The organism is Ruegeria sp. BF7 (genome assembly GCF_056538605.1).
Genome location: NZ_JBQFTM010000009.1, coordinates 96,858 through 113,457, shown reverse-complemented (window position 1 = coordinate 113,457; position 16,600 = coordinate 96,858). Strand labels below are relative to the sequence as shown.

The 16,600-nt window shown below is 59.5% G+C and carries 14 protein-coding genes; 8 read left to right on the top strand and 6 right to left on the bottom strand.

The annotated features are described in order from the left end of the window. The first annotated feature begins 221 nt into the window (after positions 1-221). The 7 genes from ACR0IK_RS17130 to ACR0IK_RS17100 all read left to right on the top strand — a co-directional run bounded on the left by ACR0IK_RS17130 (position 222) and on the right by ACR0IK_RS17100 (position 8,236). The gene (locus ACR0IK_RS17130; RefSeq protein WP_480642411.1) at positions 222-719 is read left to right on the top strand and encodes a class I SAM-dependent methyltransferase; all 498 of its coding nucleotides are present in this window, start codon (positions 222-224) and stop codon (positions 717-719) included. Between the two features lie 16 nt (positions 720-735). Continuing rightward, on the top strand, positions 736-1,365 hold the full coding sequence (locus ACR0IK_RS17125; protein ID WP_480593763.1) for a glutathione S-transferase: 630 nt from the start codon (positions 736-738) through the stop codon (positions 1,363-1,365). 111 nt (positions 1,366-1,476) lie between these two features. Further along, positions 1,477-3,879: a GcvT family protein gene (locus ACR0IK_RS17120; protein WP_480593762.1), complete on the top strand. Its 2,403-nt coding sequence runs from the start codon at positions 1,477-1,479 to the stop codon at positions 3,877-3,879. After that, positions 3,879-5,432, top strand: coding sequence for a trimethylamine methyltransferase family protein (locus tag ACR0IK_RS17115; protein ID WP_480642410.1), 1,554 nt, complete (start codon positions 3,879-3,881; stop codon positions 5,430-5,432). The genes ACR0IK_RS17120 and ACR0IK_RS17115 overlap by 1 nt, the downstream gene beginning before the upstream one ends. Beyond that, positions 5,433-6,107 (top strand): TetR/AcrR family transcriptional regulator, encoded by a 675-nt coding sequence (locus ACR0IK_RS17110; protein WP_480593760.1) that lies wholly within the window; start codon positions 5,433-5,435, stop codon positions 6,105-6,107. Next, a complete protein-coding gene (locus tag ACR0IK_RS17105) occupies positions 6,104-7,408 on the top strand; it encodes an NAD(P)/FAD-dependent oxidoreductase (RefSeq protein ID WP_480642408.1) in 1,305 nt (434 codons plus the stop codon). Before ACR0IK_RS17110 ends, ACR0IK_RS17105 begins: the two co-directional genes overlap by 4 nt. 54 nt (positions 7,409-7,462) lie before the next feature. Next, the gene (locus ACR0IK_RS17100; RefSeq protein ID WP_480642407.1) at positions 7,463-8,236 is read left to right on the top strand and encodes a hypothetical protein; all 774 of its coding nucleotides are present in this window, start codon (positions 7,463-7,465) and stop codon (positions 8,234-8,236) included. Here the strand turns inward: ACR0IK_RS17100 and ACR0IK_RS17095 are convergent. Then, positions 8,194-8,526, bottom strand: a complete 333-nt coding sequence (locus ACR0IK_RS17095; RefSeq protein WP_480642405.1) for a DUF3307 domain-containing protein — start codon at positions 8,524-8,526, stop codon at positions 8,194-8,196. The genes ACR0IK_RS17100 and ACR0IK_RS17095 overlap by 43 nt on opposite strands. Positions 8,527-8,770: 244 nt before the next feature. Here ACR0IK_RS17095 and ACR0IK_RS17090 point away from each other — a divergent pair, with 244 nt between their 5' ends. Further along, positions 8,771-11,794, top strand: a complete 3,024-nt coding sequence (locus ACR0IK_RS17090; RefSeq protein WP_480642443.1) for an ABC transporter transmembrane domain-containing protein — start codon at positions 8,771-8,773, stop codon at positions 11,792-11,794. On the opposite strand, the gene ACR0IK_RS17085 is transcribed toward ACR0IK_RS17090, so the two are convergent. The 5 genes from ACR0IK_RS17085 to ACR0IK_RS17065 form a co-directional block, all read right to left on the bottom strand. Beyond that, positions 11,791-12,078, bottom strand: coding sequence for an ArsR/SmtB family transcription factor (locus ACR0IK_RS17085; protein ID WP_480593799.1), 288 nt, complete (start codon positions 12,076-12,078; stop codon positions 11,791-11,793). The two genes, ACR0IK_RS17090 and ACR0IK_RS17085, sit on opposite strands and share 4 nt — an antisense overlap. 110 nt (positions 12,079-12,188) lie before the next feature. Further along, positions 12,189-13,421 carry a mandelate racemase/muconate lactonizing enzyme family protein gene (locus ACR0IK_RS17080; RefSeq protein WP_480642403.1) on the bottom strand — a complete coding sequence of 411 codons (1,233 nt, stop codon included), beginning with the start codon at positions 13,419-13,421 and terminating at the stop codon, positions 12,189-12,191. A gap of 6 nt (positions 13,422-13,427) precedes the next feature. Beyond that, positions 13,428-14,522, bottom strand: a complete 1,095-nt coding sequence (locus ACR0IK_RS17075; protein WP_480642401.1) for a Zn-dependent alcohol dehydrogenase — start codon at positions 14,520-14,522, stop codon at positions 13,428-13,430. Positions 14,523-14,604: 82 nt separating this feature from the next. Next, positions 14,605-15,804, bottom strand: a complete 1,200-nt coding sequence (locus tag ACR0IK_RS17070) for a TCR/Tet family MFS transporter (protein WP_480642400.1) — start codon at positions 15,802-15,804, stop codon at positions 14,605-14,607. 71 nt (positions 15,805-15,875) lie between these two features. Then, positions 15,876-16,598 (bottom strand): alpha/beta fold hydrolase, encoded by a 723-nt coding sequence (locus ACR0IK_RS17065; protein ID WP_480642399.1) that lies wholly within the window; start codon positions 16,596-16,598, stop codon positions 15,876-15,878. Between the last annotated feature and the right edge of the window lie 2 nt (positions 16,599-16,600).

Below are 16,600 nucleotides of genomic sequence, written 5' to 3'. Positions count from 1 at the left end.
CCCGTTGGGCCGTAGGTCGGCATTCGCTTGATCAACTCCCCGTGTTTTTTGTCGCAGTTTCGCGCGGTTGGTGCGGGCTAGTCAAACCCGTTCTTGGGGTGAAATGTCGCGGAATTGTGAAACTGACGCCAATTTGCCTACACAAAGTCTTGAGGATTTGTCATCAAACAACCTGTCGGCCCCATCTGACAAGTCGACTGATATCAAGGAGAGATTTCCCCGTGTCCGACGATCAAAGCCGACTGGATCTGTTCATTGACCGTATGGTGTCGCAACGTGCCTGCCTGGATTTCGCCATTGCCGAGACGCGCGGCATGTCGGGTCCCGTGTTCGAACTTGGGCTGGGCAATGGGCGCACCTATCATCACTTGGCGCAATACGTGAAGAACCGCCCGGTCTATGTGTTCGAACGTGCGGTGGCGTCTCACCCGGATTCGACACCTCCTGAAGATCGCGTGATCCTGGGTGATGTGCGCGAGACATTGCCTGCTGCGCTGGATCGTTTTGGTGCGACCGCCAGCCTGATCCACGCTGACCTTGGCGGACATAACCGGAAAAAAAACGACGCCTTCGCCCGGTTCGTCTCACCCCTGATAGAGCCGCTGCTGGCCGAGGGCGGGCTGATGGTGTCCAGCGACCGGATGTATTTCGACACGCTGACCGAACTGCCTTTGCCGATAAATGCCGTTGACGGACGGTGTTTCATCTATCGCCGCTGACCCAAAGGGTTTCCCCATGCTGTTTTATGATTGCTCCACTGCCCCGAACCCGCGCCGTGCCCGCATGTTCATCGCGGAAAAAGGGCTGCAGATCGAAACCCGCGACATCTCGATAGCCAAAGGGGAACAGCTGGGCGACGCGTTCAGGGCGATCAACCCAAGCGCAACCCTTCCGGTTCTGGTTACTGATGAAGGCACGGTACTGGCCGAGAACCTTGGTATCGCCGCGTATCTTGAGGCGCGGTTTCCCGAGCCGCCGCTGATGGGACGCACCCCGGACGAGCAGGGTCTGGTCTTGATGTGGAACAGCATCGTCGAACAACAGGGCGGTATGCCCATTGCAGAGACGCTGCGCAACGCCCATCCCGCATTCGCCGATCGGGCGATTCCAGGCCCCGAGAATCACCCTCAAATCCCCGAGCTGGCGCAAAGGGGCGCGGCACGGGTCGGGTATTTCTTCGATCTGTTGGAAAGGCGATTGGCGGACAGCCGCTATATCGCTGGGGCAGAATTCACTCTGGCCGATATCACCGCCTTTGTATTTGTCGACTTCGCTCGCGTGATCAAAAGACGGATTCCACAGGAAAACTCGGCAACACTGGCGTGGTTCGAAGCGGTCTCATCACGGCCCAGCGCACAGCTTTAAAGCGTTGAAATCCGTATGTCGGCTGCGCGTGACCAGGACTGTACATAAATGTCTAGACAGAAGTGAATAGTGCGTCTAGCGTCCACAGCGTGTCATGCAGGAGAGGGCAGGATGAAATCTCAGTATCGCGTTGTGGTCATCGGGGGCGGCGTTGTGGGCGCCTCGGTTCTGTATCACCTGGCCAAGTTCGGCTGGTCGGATGTGGTTATGCTGGAACGGCGGCGGTTGGCGTCGGGTTCGTCATGGCATGCAGCTGGCGGGATTCACGCGTTGAACGCGGATCCGAACATGGCCTCTCTGCAGGCCTATACCATCGACCTGCTGAGCGAGATCGAAAAAGAATCCGGTCAGAATATCGGACTGCACATGACTGGTGGCCTGACCTTGGCCGGCACGCCCGAACGCTGGGAATGGCTGCAGGCGAACTATCGCATCTTCCAATCCATCGGCATTGATGACTGTGAGTTGCTGTCTCCGGAAGAGGCGCAACGGCGCTGCCCGATCATGTCCACCGACGGCGTTCTGGGTGCCATGTGGGCGGACCGTGAGGGTTATATCGACACAACCGGCACGGTGCAGGCCTATGCGACGGCGGCTAAAAAACGTGGCGCGGAATACTATGAAGAAACCAAGGTTGAGGAGCTGATCCAGACCGCGGATGGCTGGCAGGTGGTGACCGATCGGGGCACAATCACGTGTGAACATGTGGTCAACGCCGCGGGGCTTTGGGCCAAGCAGGTGGGCCGTATGGCGGGGATTGAGCTGCCGGTCTCACCGCTGAAACACCACTATCTGATTACCGACACGGTGCCCGAGGTGGCTGAGGCCGATTTCGAGATGCCGATGACCGTGGACCTCGAAGGATTCACCTATATGCGACAGGATCAGAAGGGCGTTCTGGTCGGCATATACGAAGTCGACCACGAACACTGGGCCATGGACGGCGCGCCGTGGAACTATGGCGAAGAGCTGTTTCAGGAACAGCTGGATCGGATCGAAAATGAACTGACGCTGGGCTTTGAACGCTATCCGTCGATCCAGAATGTCGGCATCAAGACATGGGTAAACGGCGCATTTACCTTCTCGCCCGATGGTAACCCGCTGGTTGGCCCGGTACCGGGCAAGCCAGGTTATTGGTCGGCCTGTGCGGTGATGGCGGGTTTCCTGCAGGGCGGCGGCGTTGGCAAGACGCTGGCCGAGTGGATGATCCATGGCGAACCCGAAGCCGACGCATGGCCGATGGATGTGGCGCGCTATGGCGATTTTGCCCAGAACAAACGCTATATCCGCGAAACCACCGGTCAGTTCTATTCCCGCCGTTTCGTGATGACTTACCCGAACGAGCAATTGCCCGCCGGACGTCCGCTGAAAATGGCCCCGGCCCATGACGCGATGACCGACGCCGGATGCAAGTGGGGTGTCAGCTGGGATCTGGAGGTGCCGCTGTACTTCGCGCCGAAGGGGTTCGAGGAAACACCGACGCTCAAGCGTTCGAACGCGCATGACATCGTGGCCCAGGAATGCAAGGTGATCCGCGAGGGCGTAGGCCTGCTGGATATCTCGGGCTTTTCGCGGTTCGAAATCAGTGGCCCAAATGCAGAGGTCTGGCTGGACAAAGTGATGGCCTCGAAACTGCCTGCACCGGGCCGTGCCAAGCTGGCCCCGATGCTGGGTGAGAACGGGCGGCTCAAGGGCGATCTGACTGTTCTCAACTGGGGCGATGGCACGTGGTGGATCATGGGCAGCTACTACCTGCGCGCCTGGCACATGCGGTGGTTCGATGATCACATGATCGACGGCGTCGATATTCGCGATCTGGGCGAGGAATACTGCGGTTTCGCCGTCGTCGGTCCAAGATCGCAGACCGTGGTCGAGAAACTGGCAGAACAGGATATCTCGGGGCTGAAATTCATGGGCTGCGGTGATTTCGACATCGGTCTGGTCCGCGCTCGCGTCGCGCGCATGTCGGTGACCGGCGAAAAGGGCTATGAGATCAACTGCCGCTATGGTGATCACATCAAGCTGCGCCGGATGCTATTGGAGGCGGGCGCTGACGAGGGCATCCGCGAGTGCGGTTTCAACGCGATGCTCTCGACGCGGTTGGAAAAGAGCTTTGGTATCTGGTCGGCAGAATTCACTCAGCTCTATACGCCCGGGATGACCGGGATGGACCGTTGGATCGATTGGGATAAGGATTTCGTCGGCAAGGATGCCGCCGTGGCTGAACGAGAGGGCAACGGCCCCGCGCAGGTTCAGGTGACGCTTGAGGTGGATGCGCTGGACGCGGATGCCAGCGGGTATGAGCCGATTTGGTCGGGCGAAGATCGGATAGGCTTTGTAACCTCTGGTGGCTATGGGCACTATACCGGCAAGTCGCTGGCAATGGCGCTGGTCAACCGCGACAAGGCCGAACCGGGCACGGAATTGACCGTGCATGTGGTTGGCGTCGAACGCTCCGCGAGGGTGGTTGCACCGTCCCCATACGACCCGCAGGGCAAGGCGATGAGGGGCTGATGGTGATTTCGCAGACATCCGAACGCGGTCGGCGACGGCGCGGGCGCGGTGTTGACGCCGCGCCGCCGCCCAGTCGCAATGTGAACTACCGCCAACTGACGAACCCGTTCCCGCCGATGGAGGTGTTTTCGGCGGACCAGATTGCGGACATGCACGAAACGGCCCTGCGGACGCTTGAGGAACTGGGGGTCAAGGTTCTGCTGCCCGAAGCCCGACGGATTTTTGCTGCGGGTGGCGCACGCGTGGATGAAGGCTCTGAAATGGTCTTCGTCGGGCGCGATATTGTCGAGGCCGCCGTCGCCTCGGCCCCCAACTCGATCGCCTGCCACGCGGGCGCGCGCCGCCGCGATTTCGCACTGGAACTGGGAAGTCTGGTGTTCCAGCCGGGGGCAGGGGCACCTAATGCCACCGATCTGGAACGGGGCCGCCGCCCTGCGACCGGGCAGGACTATCTTGAGTTTCTGAAACTCACGCATCATTTCGACGTGTTCCAGATGATCTCGCCTCAGGTCGAGCCGCAGGACGTGCCGACACATCTGCGCCACTACTTCACGACGCAGGCGCAGATGGAGCTGACGGACAAGTTCCCGTTCTTCTTCTCGCGCGGGACGCCGCAGGTTATGGACTGCTTCGAGATGCTTTCCACCGCACGGGGCCTGTCAGATGAAGATTTCCGCGGCAACGCGCATTGCTACACGATCATCAATACCAACAGCCCGCGGACGCTGGACATCCCTATGGCGCAGGGGCTGATCGACTTTGCCCGCCATGGGCAGATGTCGATCATTACACCTTTTACCTTGATGGGGGCGATGGCACCTATCACGGTGGCAGGAGCAATCACGCTTTCCCATGCCGAAGCCTTGGCGGCACTGACGCTGACCCAACTGACCAACCCAGGCGCGCCGGTGTGCTATGGGACCTTCACCAGCAATGTAGACATGAAATCGGGTGCGCCTGCCTTCGGGACGCCTTCGCATTTTCAGGCGTCACTGGCGGCCGGGCAATTGGCGCGGCATCTGGGGCTGCCTTGGCGATCTGCTGCCGGGTCAGCATCGAACATCAATGACGTACAGGCCGCGAATGAAAATCAGTTCGGCCTCTGGGGTTGCCTGATGGCTGGGGCGACAGTGATCATCCACTCGGCCGGGTGGCTCGAGGGCGGGCTGTCAGTGTCGTTCGAAAAGCTGGTCTGCGACGCCGAGGTGCTGAACATGGTCGCCGAACTTTGTGCCGGGGCGCAGGCGGGGGCCGCCGAGATCGGCTTTGACACCGCCCTGCGCGAGGTCGAACCAAGCGGACACTTCTTTGCAACCAGCCAGACGATGGAACGCTACAACACTGAATTCTACCAGCCCCACGTGCACGACTATGCCAATTTCGGCACGTGGACCGAGCGCGGATCGGTTGACGCCAATCATCGGGCAACGGGTGTATGGAAGGCCATTCTTGAAGATTTCAAAGCTCCTGCCGGCGATAGCGACCGGCTTGGTGCCTTGCAGGATTTCATCGCGCGCCGTACCGCCGAAGGCGGCGCGCCACCGGAGAGTTGAATGAACACCAAACCGATCCTGCACCGCGACGACCCCAAGGCCGAGCCCTTGGTCGGCAACATAAAGGTCACGCGTGACGACTGGCTTAACGTGGCGATGGATGTGCTGATTTCGGACGGGGTGGACCAGATCAAGGTGCTGAGCTTGGCCGAGCGGATGGCGGTCTCGCGATCTTCCTTCTACTGGTATTTCAAATCACGTCAGGAACTGCTCGACGCTTTGCTCTCCCGCTGGCAGGCCACGAACACGGTGGGTCTGATTGCACAGGCTGAGGCTCCGGCGGAAACCATTACGGCGGCGGTCTGCAATGTGCATCGCTGCGTGGTGAACACCGATCTGTTCGATACGGCGCTGGATTTTGCCGTACGGGATTGGGCGCGCAAATCGGGCAAGGTACGCCGTGCATTGGATCAATCGGACGCCCGGCGGTTGGAAGCTCTGCACGCCATGTTCGTGCGTTTTGGCTATTCTGCGGTTGAGGCAGAAACCCGTGCCCGTGTGCTGTACTACATGCAGATTGGATACGATCTCGCCCAGCTGAATGAGCCGATGGAAACCCGACTGCAGATGGTACCGCACTACCTTTACGTTTTCACCGGAGTCGAGCCACGACCCGAGGAAGTCGAAGAATTCAGCGCCTATTCAAAGCGCTATTGGGAAGGAGACAGAGAATGAGCCAACCAGACGCAATCATCATCGGTACCGGTGTCATAGGGGCAGCTATCGCGTTCGAAATGGCCAAGGCCGGTTGGAAAACCCTGTCGCTGGACCGCAATTCTCAGGTCGGCCATGGCTCAACTGCGGGGTCTTGCGCGATCATTCGGATGCATTACTCGACCTTCGACGGCACCGCTTTTGCGTGGGAAGGCTATCATTATTGGCGCGATTGGGCTGATTACTTGGGACTGCCCACGAAGGCCAATCTGGCACAGTTCCGCGAGACGGGATGTCTGGTGATGAAAACCGACGCCAACGGGATGTTGGAAAAACACATGAAGAACAGTGCCGATCTGGATTGCCCGTTCGAAGAGTGGTCGGCTGCGAAAATCACTGAACGCCTGCCGGTTTACTCGCTGGATAGTTTCGCGCCGGCGCGTCGCATGGATGACCCGGAATTCGGTCAGCCGAACGGGCGCAAGATGCAAGGCGGGGTGTATTGGCCTCAGGCTGGCTATGTCACCGATCCGGCCTTGTCGGCGCAAAACCTGATGGATGCCGCGAAACGGCACGGGGCTGAGGTGCGCACCGGGGCTGAAGTGGTCGAGATCCTGACCGAAGGCGGGCGCGTGTGCGGGGTCAAGTTGGCCTCGGGCGAAGAACTCCGCGCCAAGGTGGTGGTGAATGTGGCCGGACCGGGCTCGGCGATCATCAACAAGATGGCAGGCGTTTTGGATGACATGACCATCGAAACACGTCCCCTGCGGCAGGAAGTAGTACACGTTCCTGCGCCCGAGGGGTTCGATTTCGAAAACGATGGCACGATCGTGTCGGACAGTGATATAGCCTGCTATTGCCGTCCCGAGCACGGCAACCACATCCTGGTCGGCTCGGAAGACCCGGAATGTGACCCGCATCAGTGGTGCGAGGACGACGTCCACTATAACCACGACTTTACCGATCAATGGACGACGCAGGCCATGCGCTATGCGCAGCGGGTGCCCAGCCTGGGTATCCCTTCCAAGACACGTGGAGTTGTAGACCTGTACGACGCTTCGACCGACTGGATTCCGATCTATGACAAATCCAGCCTTCCGGGGTTTTACATGGCCTGTGGCACCAGCGGGAACCAGTACAAGAATGCGCCGATCGCAGGAAAGATGATGACGGCCCTGATCGACTATTGCGAAGGTGGGGCGGATCACGATGCCCAGCCGCTGCAGTTCGAGTTGCCTTATATCAAGCGGACGATCGACGTGGGTTTCTATTCCCGCAAGCGCCCGATCAACGAAGAAAGCAGTTTTTCGGTTCTGGGCTAGCCGGTACGAGAGAACGCACTAGCTATCTGGGGACCGCATGGAACGGGGCCCAGCATGGCCGAGCCGACGAACCGAGTTCTGATACTGGGCAGCGCCCCGGGCGCAGTGGCCGCGCAGCAGTGGCCGCGCGCGACATTTACGCACATCGTTGCCATCAACAATGCCTGGCGCATCCGGCCGGATTGGGACGTGTTGATCCATCCTGAGGATTTCCCGGCCCAAAGACGACCAGACAGGATCCGTGACCATCAGCGGGTTGTGACGGCCAGGGATTACGTTCCTGTTCAGAACGGCTTCGGCGGTTTCGTCTATGCCGGTGGTACGATGGCGTTCACTGCGGGGTATTGGGCGCTTGCGGTGACTCGCCCTGCGGTTCTGGCCTATTTCGGTTGTGACATGATCTATCCTGGAACCGGTAATACGCATTTCTACGGGACCGGTACGGCTGATCCGTTGCGTGCGGATGTCACCCTGCGGTCGCTCGAGGCGAAGTCAGCGCGTCTGGCGATGTTCGGCGCGGCACAGGGGTGCCGGGTCGTCAGGCTGTCGCATGGGGACAGTCGGTTACTGTTCCCGTCTGTGGGATTGGGAAATCTGACAGACGCCGGTTTGCCCGCTACCGATGCGATGGAAGGGGTTCTGAATGCGGAACAGGAGCTGGGATATATCGTCCCGTCGGGCCGGTATTGGGAGGTTGCGGAAAGATTCGATACCACGGAACTTGATGCGTTGGATCAGCTTTGGTTAGAGGCTTACTGTCATTCCACTCGGGAAATCATGGGGGATCAGGTGGCGAAACTCACCCAAGCCCAGACCATCGCAATATAGGTCAGGTTGTGCATACACTGGTCCAGCCCTGCTGCACGCCAGAACGCTGCCTGCGTTGGTGACAGCTGTTTCTTGTCCGAATAGCTGGCTTTGGCAAAGTCGATATTGAAATGCACGATCCATTCCAGTGCGGCAATGATCAGGATGAATGACCACGGCGCCCCGAACAGTAGAAAAACAATAACGGATCCGACAACATGCACGCCAGCATGCTGCGCACGGCCCCAGTGTAAATACACACCGCGACCGGACAACATTTTCGGAGTCTGGAGGAAATAGTCCGCAAACATATGTTTGATCTGCAATAAGCAGAGCATCAATAACACTGCGCCTATGCTGGCATTCAAATTGCTCCTCCCGATATCGTCCTGAAGCGAATCTTAGGGGCTAAACCGTTGCGGTGCAAATGAACTTGTTCACACATGGCGGAGATATGACCAAACTGGAAACCATTTGCGTCACGGGCCACGATTGCTGTAAATTCAGAGTGTTTGATTTGCGGTACTTTCTTCAGGATCGGTTCAATGATTCAGAATAGGGGCGGGTTCCATAGAACGTTCGATTTTCCGGTTTATTTGGAAGTATTCCAAACGCGATCAGCTTGTCCTGCTGGCCGTGACCTCTACGCTGTTTCCGTTGTTGTACCTGACGCTGGAACTGCCCAAACGCATCATCAACGATGCGATCGGTGCGGCCAGCCCTGTGGTGAACGTTCTTGGTTATGACCTGCCGCAGACCACGTTCCTGATCATCCTGTGCGGGGCGTTCTTGCTGGCTGTGCTGTGCCACGGCGTAATGAAGATGCGCATCAACACTATGAAAGGGGTGCTCAGCGAACGGATGCTGCGCCGCTTCCGGTATCAGTTGATCAATCGAGCCCTGCGCTTTCCTCAACCCTATTTCGAGCGGGTTAGCCAGGGCGAGATGGTTTCGATGATCACTGCGGAAAGCGAGCCGATGGGCGGGCTGATGGGCGATGCGATCAGCCAACCGGTGCTGCAGGCCGGTCAGATGATCACGATCCTGTCTTTCCTGTTTCTGCAAAGCGTCTGGTTCGGCCTGGCGGCCGTGTCGTTGATTCCGTTGCAGGCCTGGCTGATCCCCAAGCTGCAGCGGCAGATCAATCTGCTGAACAAGAAGCGCATTCAGGAAGTCCGTGTTCTGGCCGCACAGATCGGTGAGAACGCCGCCGGGGCCTCGACTCTGCGGGGCAATGGTGGTTGGCGCTATCGTCGGGCGATGATCTCGGAGCAGCTGGGGCGACTGTTCGGTATTCGGTTCGAGATCTACCAGAAGAAATTCTTCATGAAGTTCATCAACAACTTCATCTCACAGCTGACGCCCTTCATGTTCTACTTGGTTGGCGGCCTTCTGGTGTTGCAGGGCTCAGTCTCGCTGGGGGCGCTGGTGGCTGCGCTGGCGGCGTACAAAGACCTGAGCTCGCCGTGGAAGGAGCTGCTGACGTATTACAACCAGACGCAGGACATGTCGCTGCGTTGGGATGTGGTGATCGAACGGTTTGCTCCGCCCGGGATGCCCGATGAAAAGCTGTTTGAGGGCGAGTCCGAATCCCGTCCGCGCCTAAAGGGCGATATCGTGCTGGATCGTGTTTCGGTTCGGGATATGGATGGCAATCAGGTGCTGGATGATCTAAACCTCACCTTTGCGGGTCAGCAAACAATCGGCATTGCCGCCCCCAGCGAAGAAGACAGGCGCGCAGTGGCCGAATTGCTGACACGGGAAATCCTGCCCAGCTCGGGGCGGGTTGAAGTGGGCGGCGAAAACCTGGCGACCCTGCACCAAAGCGTCGTGGCCGCACGCATTGGCTATGCCTCGTCGCGCCCGGTCTTGTTTCAGGGCACGTTGGGGGACAACGTCATGATGCCGATGCGTCAGAGGCCGCTGACGACCCAATTCGATGACCCCGACTTTGCCGAGACACAGCGCGCAGGTAACAGCGCCGACCCTTTCCGGTCAGACTGGCTGGATCCATCCTTGGCCGGATTGGACAGTCCCGAGGCGTTGCGGGACTGGTGGCTGCATCTGATCGACGGGCTGGGGTCGGGGGCCGCTTTGTTCCAGCGCGGGTCGGATCAGGTATTCGACGCCGCTGAACACCCGGAGCTGGCGCAGAAACTGGTCGAGCTGCGCCCGCTCGTGCAACAGGCCGTGCAGGCAGCCGGGTTGGATCAACAGGCGCTGGTCTTCGACTGGTGCACGTATAATTCAGCATTGCCGGTCGCGGAAAATCTGCTGTTCGCTACCCCGAGGGTTCCGGTTACGCAGGACCTGCTGGCCCGCCAGACCGTTTTCCTTGGCCAACTGCGCGATTTGGGGCTGGACAAAACGCTGGTCAGACTGACCCAGGACGTGATCGAGATGCTGCGCCAGATTTTTGGTCTGGATGGAACGGATCATCCGTTGTTCCGCAAACTTGGTCTGGAAGCCAAGACTTATGAGACTGCGCTTGAGCTCGTCGAGAAAACCCGTAGCGAGGGTGTGTCGGGGCTGGATGACGAAAAGCTGGCGAACCTTTTGGCGGTACCGTTCGTGATCTCGGCCGAGCAAATCGGGCCCGCCTTTACGGATGAGCTAAAAAACCGCATCCTGGAACTGCGCCATAGTCATTCTGAAAAGCTGTTGGAGCGGTTGCAGGATGTCTTTTTACCACTGCACAAAGACGCTTTTGCCCCCGGTTTGACGGTGATGGAGAATGCCCTGTTCGGCAAAGTCAGCCAGATTGGCGGCGGACGCTCGGACGAGGCGCGCAAGCTGATTGTCGATGTGCTGGACGAAAACGGTGCGCGCCCGCTGGTGGTGGAACTGATCTATGACGTGCCGGTTGCGATCGGCGGCCAGAACCTGCCCGCTGTTTTTGCCGAGCCGCTGGCCTTTACCCGTGCGACGATCAAGAAACCCGACATTCTGATCCTGGAAAACGCACTGGCCAGCTATGACATGGCGACCCAGGTCGCCGTTTACAAGAACCTGCGCGAGTTGCTGCCGGATACAACCGTAATCTATCTGAATGACCATTTTGAGAACCCGGACAAGTTCGACATGTATGTCGAAATCCGTCAGGGTCGGGTGGTGACGGATGAAGGGGATGCCATGGTGGAAGAGGATAGTGCCGCCTCGGCCGATCTTGCACGCAAGCTGCGCGCGTTGGAGCAGACACCGCTGTTTTCCGGTCTCGACCGCAGACAGCTGCGCCTGCTGGCCTTTGGTGCGCGCTGGTACAATGCCAAACCGGGTGAGGTTGTGTTCCTGAAGGACGACCAGCCCACTGACGGCGCCTATGTGGTGCTTGAGGGTGAGGCTGGGCTGTACCTGCCGCAGATGGAAGGCCCTGATCAACTGATTACCAAGGTCGGGCCGGGGGCGCTGGTGGGTGAACTGGGGCTTATTCGAAAGGAACCCCGCGCCCTGAGCATGATTGCCGAGACCGAGCTCTCATGTTTGCGGATCGGTGAGGAAGAATTCCTGGCCGTGGTCGAAAATGACGCCGCGACCGCCTTCAAACTGTTGCAGGTGATTGCGGGTTATATCTCGAACTAACCATTCGGATTGCAGAACAGGTCGTAGAGCAACCTGATGACCCGCACCGTGTCACCGTCCTGGAGCGAGTAATAGATTGTCTTGCCATCCCTGCGGGTTGAGACCAGCCGTTCCTGACGCAGACGGGCCAGCATCTGGCTGACGGCGGCCTGCCGGATTTGCAATAGGTCCTCAAGCTCACCGACAGATTTTTCGCCCTCGCCCAGGTGACACAGGATCATCAGCCGCCCCTCATGGGCCAGTGTTTTTAGAAAAGCCGCAGCCCGCGCGGCGTTTTCCTGCATATCCTCGAGGGTTTCGGGGTGAGCGCTTGTGGTGTCGTGGGCTTTGATGGTCACGCGCGGCCTGTTTGGATTTTGGGTGCTGGCAATATGCCCCAAATCGGGTTTGCTTGTCACCCCTCGGTCGCTGGTGCACCGCCTTGAAAGGCGTTTCCGTTGACATAATCGCAAGGCTCTTCCTGCATTTGCAGATGCAGGCCATCGCCGGTGTAGGGATGCGCGCGCGCGAGGTCCTCATCCACCTCGATTCCAAGACCGGGCGCGGTTGGGGCAGTCACAAAGCCCTCATCCACGCGCAGCGTACCGTTGATCAATTGATCGTGGAACGGGGTTTCGATGGTTTCCAGCAGCAGAAGGTTCGGGATCGATGCAGCGAGATGGATATTGGCGGCCCATTCGACCGGCCCTGCGTAAAGATGCGGGGCCATCTGAGCGTTGAACACCTCGGCCATGGCGGCGACTTTCTTCATCTCCCATATGCCTCCGGCACGGCCCAACGCGGGTTGCAGGATTTCCGCGGCCCCTGCGCGCAGGACGGCCCCGAACTCGGCTTTGGTGGTCATGCGTTCTCCGGTCGCGACGGGGATGCGAACGTTGCGGGCGACGCGGGCCATGTCTTCGATCATGTCGGGCGGGGTGGGTTCCTCGAACCACAGCGGAGAGTACGGCTCCAACGCCTGACCCAACCGGATGGCGCCCGCTGTGTTGAACTGGCCGTGCGTGCCGAACAGCAGGTCGGCCTTGTCGCCCACAGCCTCTCGGATCGCTTTGCAGAATGCCACCGACAATGAGATATCGGACATCGCAGGCATATGCCCGCCACGGAGAGTGTATGGACCCGCAGGGTCGAATTTGACCGCCGTGAATCCGCGCCGCACCATCTCTGCCGCGCAATCCCCAGCCTGTTTGGGCGAGGTCCAGAAATCGGTCAGGTTATGCTGCGGCAGGGGGTAGAGGTACGTATAAGCGCGGATGGGTTCGTTCATCAACCCGCCCAGCAGGGCGTAGACCGGGCGGTCGCGGTCTTTTCCCAGAATATCCCAACAGGCGATCTCAAGCCCCGAAAACGCGCCCATGACGGTCAGGTCCGGGCGCTGGGTAAAGCCGCTGGAATAGGCGCGGCGGAACATCAGCTCGATATTCTCGGGGTTTTCGCCCAGCATATGCCGTTCAAACACGTCGCGGATGACGTGGCGCATCGCCTCAGGACCGACGGACGAGGCGTAACACTCACCCCAACCGGTGATCCCGGTATCGGTGGTAACTTTTACCAGTATCCAATAGCGCCCGCCCCAGCCTGGTGCGGGTGGCGCAGTGACGATGATGTCTAGGTCGTGAAGTTTCATCCGCCTCTACCCCCTATCGAACAGGATCACGTTACGCTTGGCCGATCCGGTCTTGGTGTCCTCGATCGCCTCGTTGATCTGGTCCAGAGCCCAGCGGCCCGAAATCAACTCGTCCAGTTTCAGCCGCCCCTGTTCGTACAGATCGATCATCCACGGGATATCGCGCTGTATGACCACATCGCCCATTTTCGAGCCGACAAGCCCCTGACCCAGCGCTGCCAGAACAACGGGTTCATAGCTGGACATTTGGCCGGAATGAGGCATTCCTATCATGATCGCTTTGCCGCCAGGGCCCAGGTAACGCGGGGCCTGATCATAGGCCGGGATCGCACCAACGGTAATCAGAACCGCATCCGCGCCACGCCCGCCCAACGCCTTGTGGGCGGCTTTCCACGGCTGTTCTTGGCCAGCCAGAACACCATGTGTCGCGCCGAATTCCTTGGCGATCTCAAGCTTCTCTTCGGTCATATCGACGGCCACGATCCGCCGTGCCCCGGCGATATGCGCGCCCTGAATCGCATTCAGTCCGACGCCGCCCGCACCGATGACAACCACGTCCTGACCGGGGCGGAGCTTGGCGGCGTTCACCGCAGCACCGACGCCGGTGATTACCCCGCAAGACAACAGGCTGGCCACGTCTTTTGGCATTGCGTCAGGGATCTTCACGATCTGCCGATAGCTGATCACCACTTTCTCGGCAAAAGCACCGCAGGCCATTGCCTGATCCAAGGCGCCGCCTTCTGCCGTGCGCAGCGGACCGTTGACCGAGTCATAAGGTGTTTCGCATATCGTCGGTTGACCTCCCGCGCAGGACGGGCAGGACCCGCAGGCCCGGATCAGCGTGACGACGACCGCATCACCCACCTGAAACCCACCGGCCGCGTCACCGGTTGCAGTGATCACGCCCGCGGCTTCGTGCCCGTAGACGGCCGGCAGGTGCCCGCCCCACGCCCCGCTGGCGTAAGTAATGTCCGAATGGCAGATCGCCACCGCATCCAGCGTCACCTCAACCTCTCCGGTGCCGGGCGGCGCGATCTGGATGTCTTCGATGACCAAAGGCTTGTTGAACGCCCGGCAGACGGCGGCTTTGATGGTTTGCATTCTTGTCCCTCACTCCCTTTGGTCCACGGTGGCGCGGGAAAATGACCGCTGCAAGACGGAAACCGTCATTCAGGTGTCGTTGTTACGCTGTGACAGGGCGCGCGCGCAGAAAAAGCGCGAACCCGAAGATCATCAACAGCATCGCCAAAAGGAATGGTGCCCCGGGCAGATAAAGTGCCGCATCGGCCTGCGCGAACTGCGCGAACACGCTGGTCATCACCATAGGTGAGATCACCATCGACAGCGCGTTCAGAGAAGAAAGCACCCCCTGCAGCTCACCCTGCTGAGAGTCCGGCGTGGCACGGGATGTCAGGGCCTGAAGGGCGGGGGTGACAACCGCCCCAAGCGCGGTGACTGGGATCAGCATCAACGCGATGAACCCGTTGGTCAGGAAGGCCAGCAGCAGGAAACTGGCGATCTCGAACCCCATACCGTAGATGATCGTGACCCGCTCACCCAGATATCGGGTTGCGGGGCGGATCAGGCCGCCCTGAACGGCTGCCATCCCTATCCCGTAGACACCCAGTGACAGGCCGATCATCTGCGGTGACCACCCGAAGCGTTCTGTTGTGAAATAGGCCCAGATCGCGGGATAGACGTAGATCGACACCGAATAGAGGAAGTAAACCCACAGCATCGGGCGGATGCCCGGCAGCGAGGCGATTGCCCGCAAGGAGTTCACCGGATTGGCGCGGCGCAGGCTGAAGGCCCTGCGGGTATTGTTGGTGACCGTTTCGGGCATCACCAGCAAACCTGTCAAAAAGGTTAGAGCCGATAGGCCGGCAGCGGCCCAGAAGGGTGCGCGCGTGCCATATTCACTCAACAGTCCTCCGATCACCGGGCCGAGTACGAACCCGATGCCAAATGCTGCGCCCAGCAGGCCGAAATTCGCAGCTTTTTCATGGGGTTTTGACACATCAGCCATGAAGGCTGCAGCCGTAGCGTGAGTCGCGGCCGTAATGCCCCCAATGATGCGCCCGGCCAATAACAGCCAGATGCTGCCCGCAATCGCCATCACCACGTAGTCCAGCGACATGATGAACAAAGATACCAACAGCACCGCGCGTCGCCCATATGCGTCGGACAGATTGCCCAGAATTGGCCCGAACAGGAACTGCATCGCGGCGAAAGCGGTGCTGAGGATCCCACCCCAAATCGCTGCATCGGCCAGGGTGCCGCCCTGAACCTCGACTATCAGGTCTGGCATGATCGGCAACACCAGACCGATGCCCATGGCGTCGATCATGACCGTACCGAGAACGAAGAGAAAAGGCAGACGCATGGCACCCATTCGCGAGTTTCACCCGGACCCTATCACGCTTGGTTCACCTGTGAAGTGCCTGTTACGCTTGGTTATGTTGCAGGCAGCTTCTGTTCTAGATCGTCCAGAATTTCGGCCAGATGGCGGGGGTGCGAGAAGAACGGAGAATGAGAACTTTCAATCGTCGCGCGCAACTCATCGGGGGCGATGTGGCCCATCTCTTCTTCATATTCCGTCGGGATTGTATGGTCGTCCGTGGCGCGAATATAAGCCTTGGGGACGCGTGCGAAATTCTCGGACAACGACAGCCGGGTTTCTTGCGGTGCAATCGCCTGCGGGCACAGACGCGCGAATGCAAACGGTACGATCTCTGGCGGGCAATCGTGGTACAAAAGGTCGTGCACTTTTTCTGGTCTGACCGTGTAGGACAGGCCGTCGGTGGATTTCTCAACCGCATCGACGATCAATTGACGTGGGGCCCGGCGGCGCATTTCAACCATGGAAAGACCATCCTGCGGGACATAGGCGCACAGATAGATCAGAGCACGCATGGCCTTGGGGTCAGCTTCGGCAGCTGCGCTGATCGGATAACCGCCCCAGGAATGGCCGACGATCACCGTCTGCGGGGTCGAGGCCGACAGCACCGCATCCCTGCAGCCATCCAGCGTGACATCGGAAATCGGCGTCGGGTCTGAGCCGTGGCTCGGCATGTCGATGGCGCGTGCCGAATGGCCCAGAGCCTCAAGCGCGGGCATCAGATCACGCCAGCACCAAGCGCCGTGACAGGACCCATGGACCAACAGAAAATCCGCCATTG

Coding starts and splice junctions, on each gene's coding strand:
- ACR0IK_RS17065 (WP_480642399.1), bottom strand. CDS start 16,598: ATGGCGGATTTTCTGTTGGTCCATGGGTCCTGTCACGGCGCTTGGTGC.
- ACR0IK_RS17105 (WP_480642408.1), top strand. CDS start 6,104: ATGAGCCAACCAGACGCAATCATCATCGGTACCGGTGTCATAGGGGCA.
- ACR0IK_RS17080 (WP_480642403.1), bottom strand. CDS start 13,421: ATGAAACTTCACGACCTAGACATCATCGTCACTGCGCCACCCGCACCA.
- ACR0IK_RS17120 (WP_480593762.1), top strand. CDS start 1,477: ATGAAATCTCAGTATCGCGTTGTGGTCATCGGGGGCGGCGTTGTGGGC.
- ACR0IK_RS17085 (WP_480593799.1), bottom strand. CDS start 12,078: ATGCAGGAAAACGCCGCGCGGGCTGCGGCTTTTCTAAAAACACTGGCC.
- ACR0IK_RS17075 (WP_480642401.1), bottom strand. CDS start 14,522: ATGCAAACCATCAAAGCCGCCGTCTGCCGGGCGTTCAACAAGCCTTTG.
- ACR0IK_RS17125 (WP_480593763.1), top strand. CDS start 736: ATGCTGTTTTATGATTGCTCCACTGCCCCGAACCCGCGCCGTGCCCGC.
- ACR0IK_RS17110 (WP_480593760.1), top strand. CDS start 5,433: ATGAACACCAAACCGATCCTGCACCGCGACGACCCCAAGGCCGAGCCC.
- ACR0IK_RS17070 (WP_480642400.1), bottom strand. CDS start 15,804: ATGCGTCTGCCTTTTCTCTTCGTTCTCGGTACGGTCATGATCGACGCC.
- ACR0IK_RS17095 (WP_480642405.1), bottom strand. CDS start 8,526: ATGTTTGCGGACTATTTCCTCCAGACTCCGAAAATGTTGTCCGGTCGC.
- ACR0IK_RS17100 (WP_480642407.1), top strand. CDS start 7,463: ATGGCCGAGCCGACGAACCGAGTTCTGATACTGGGCAGCGCCCCGGGC.
- ACR0IK_RS17115 (WP_480642410.1), top strand. CDS start 3,879: ATGGTGATTTCGCAGACATCCGAACGCGGTCGGCGACGGCGCGGGCGC.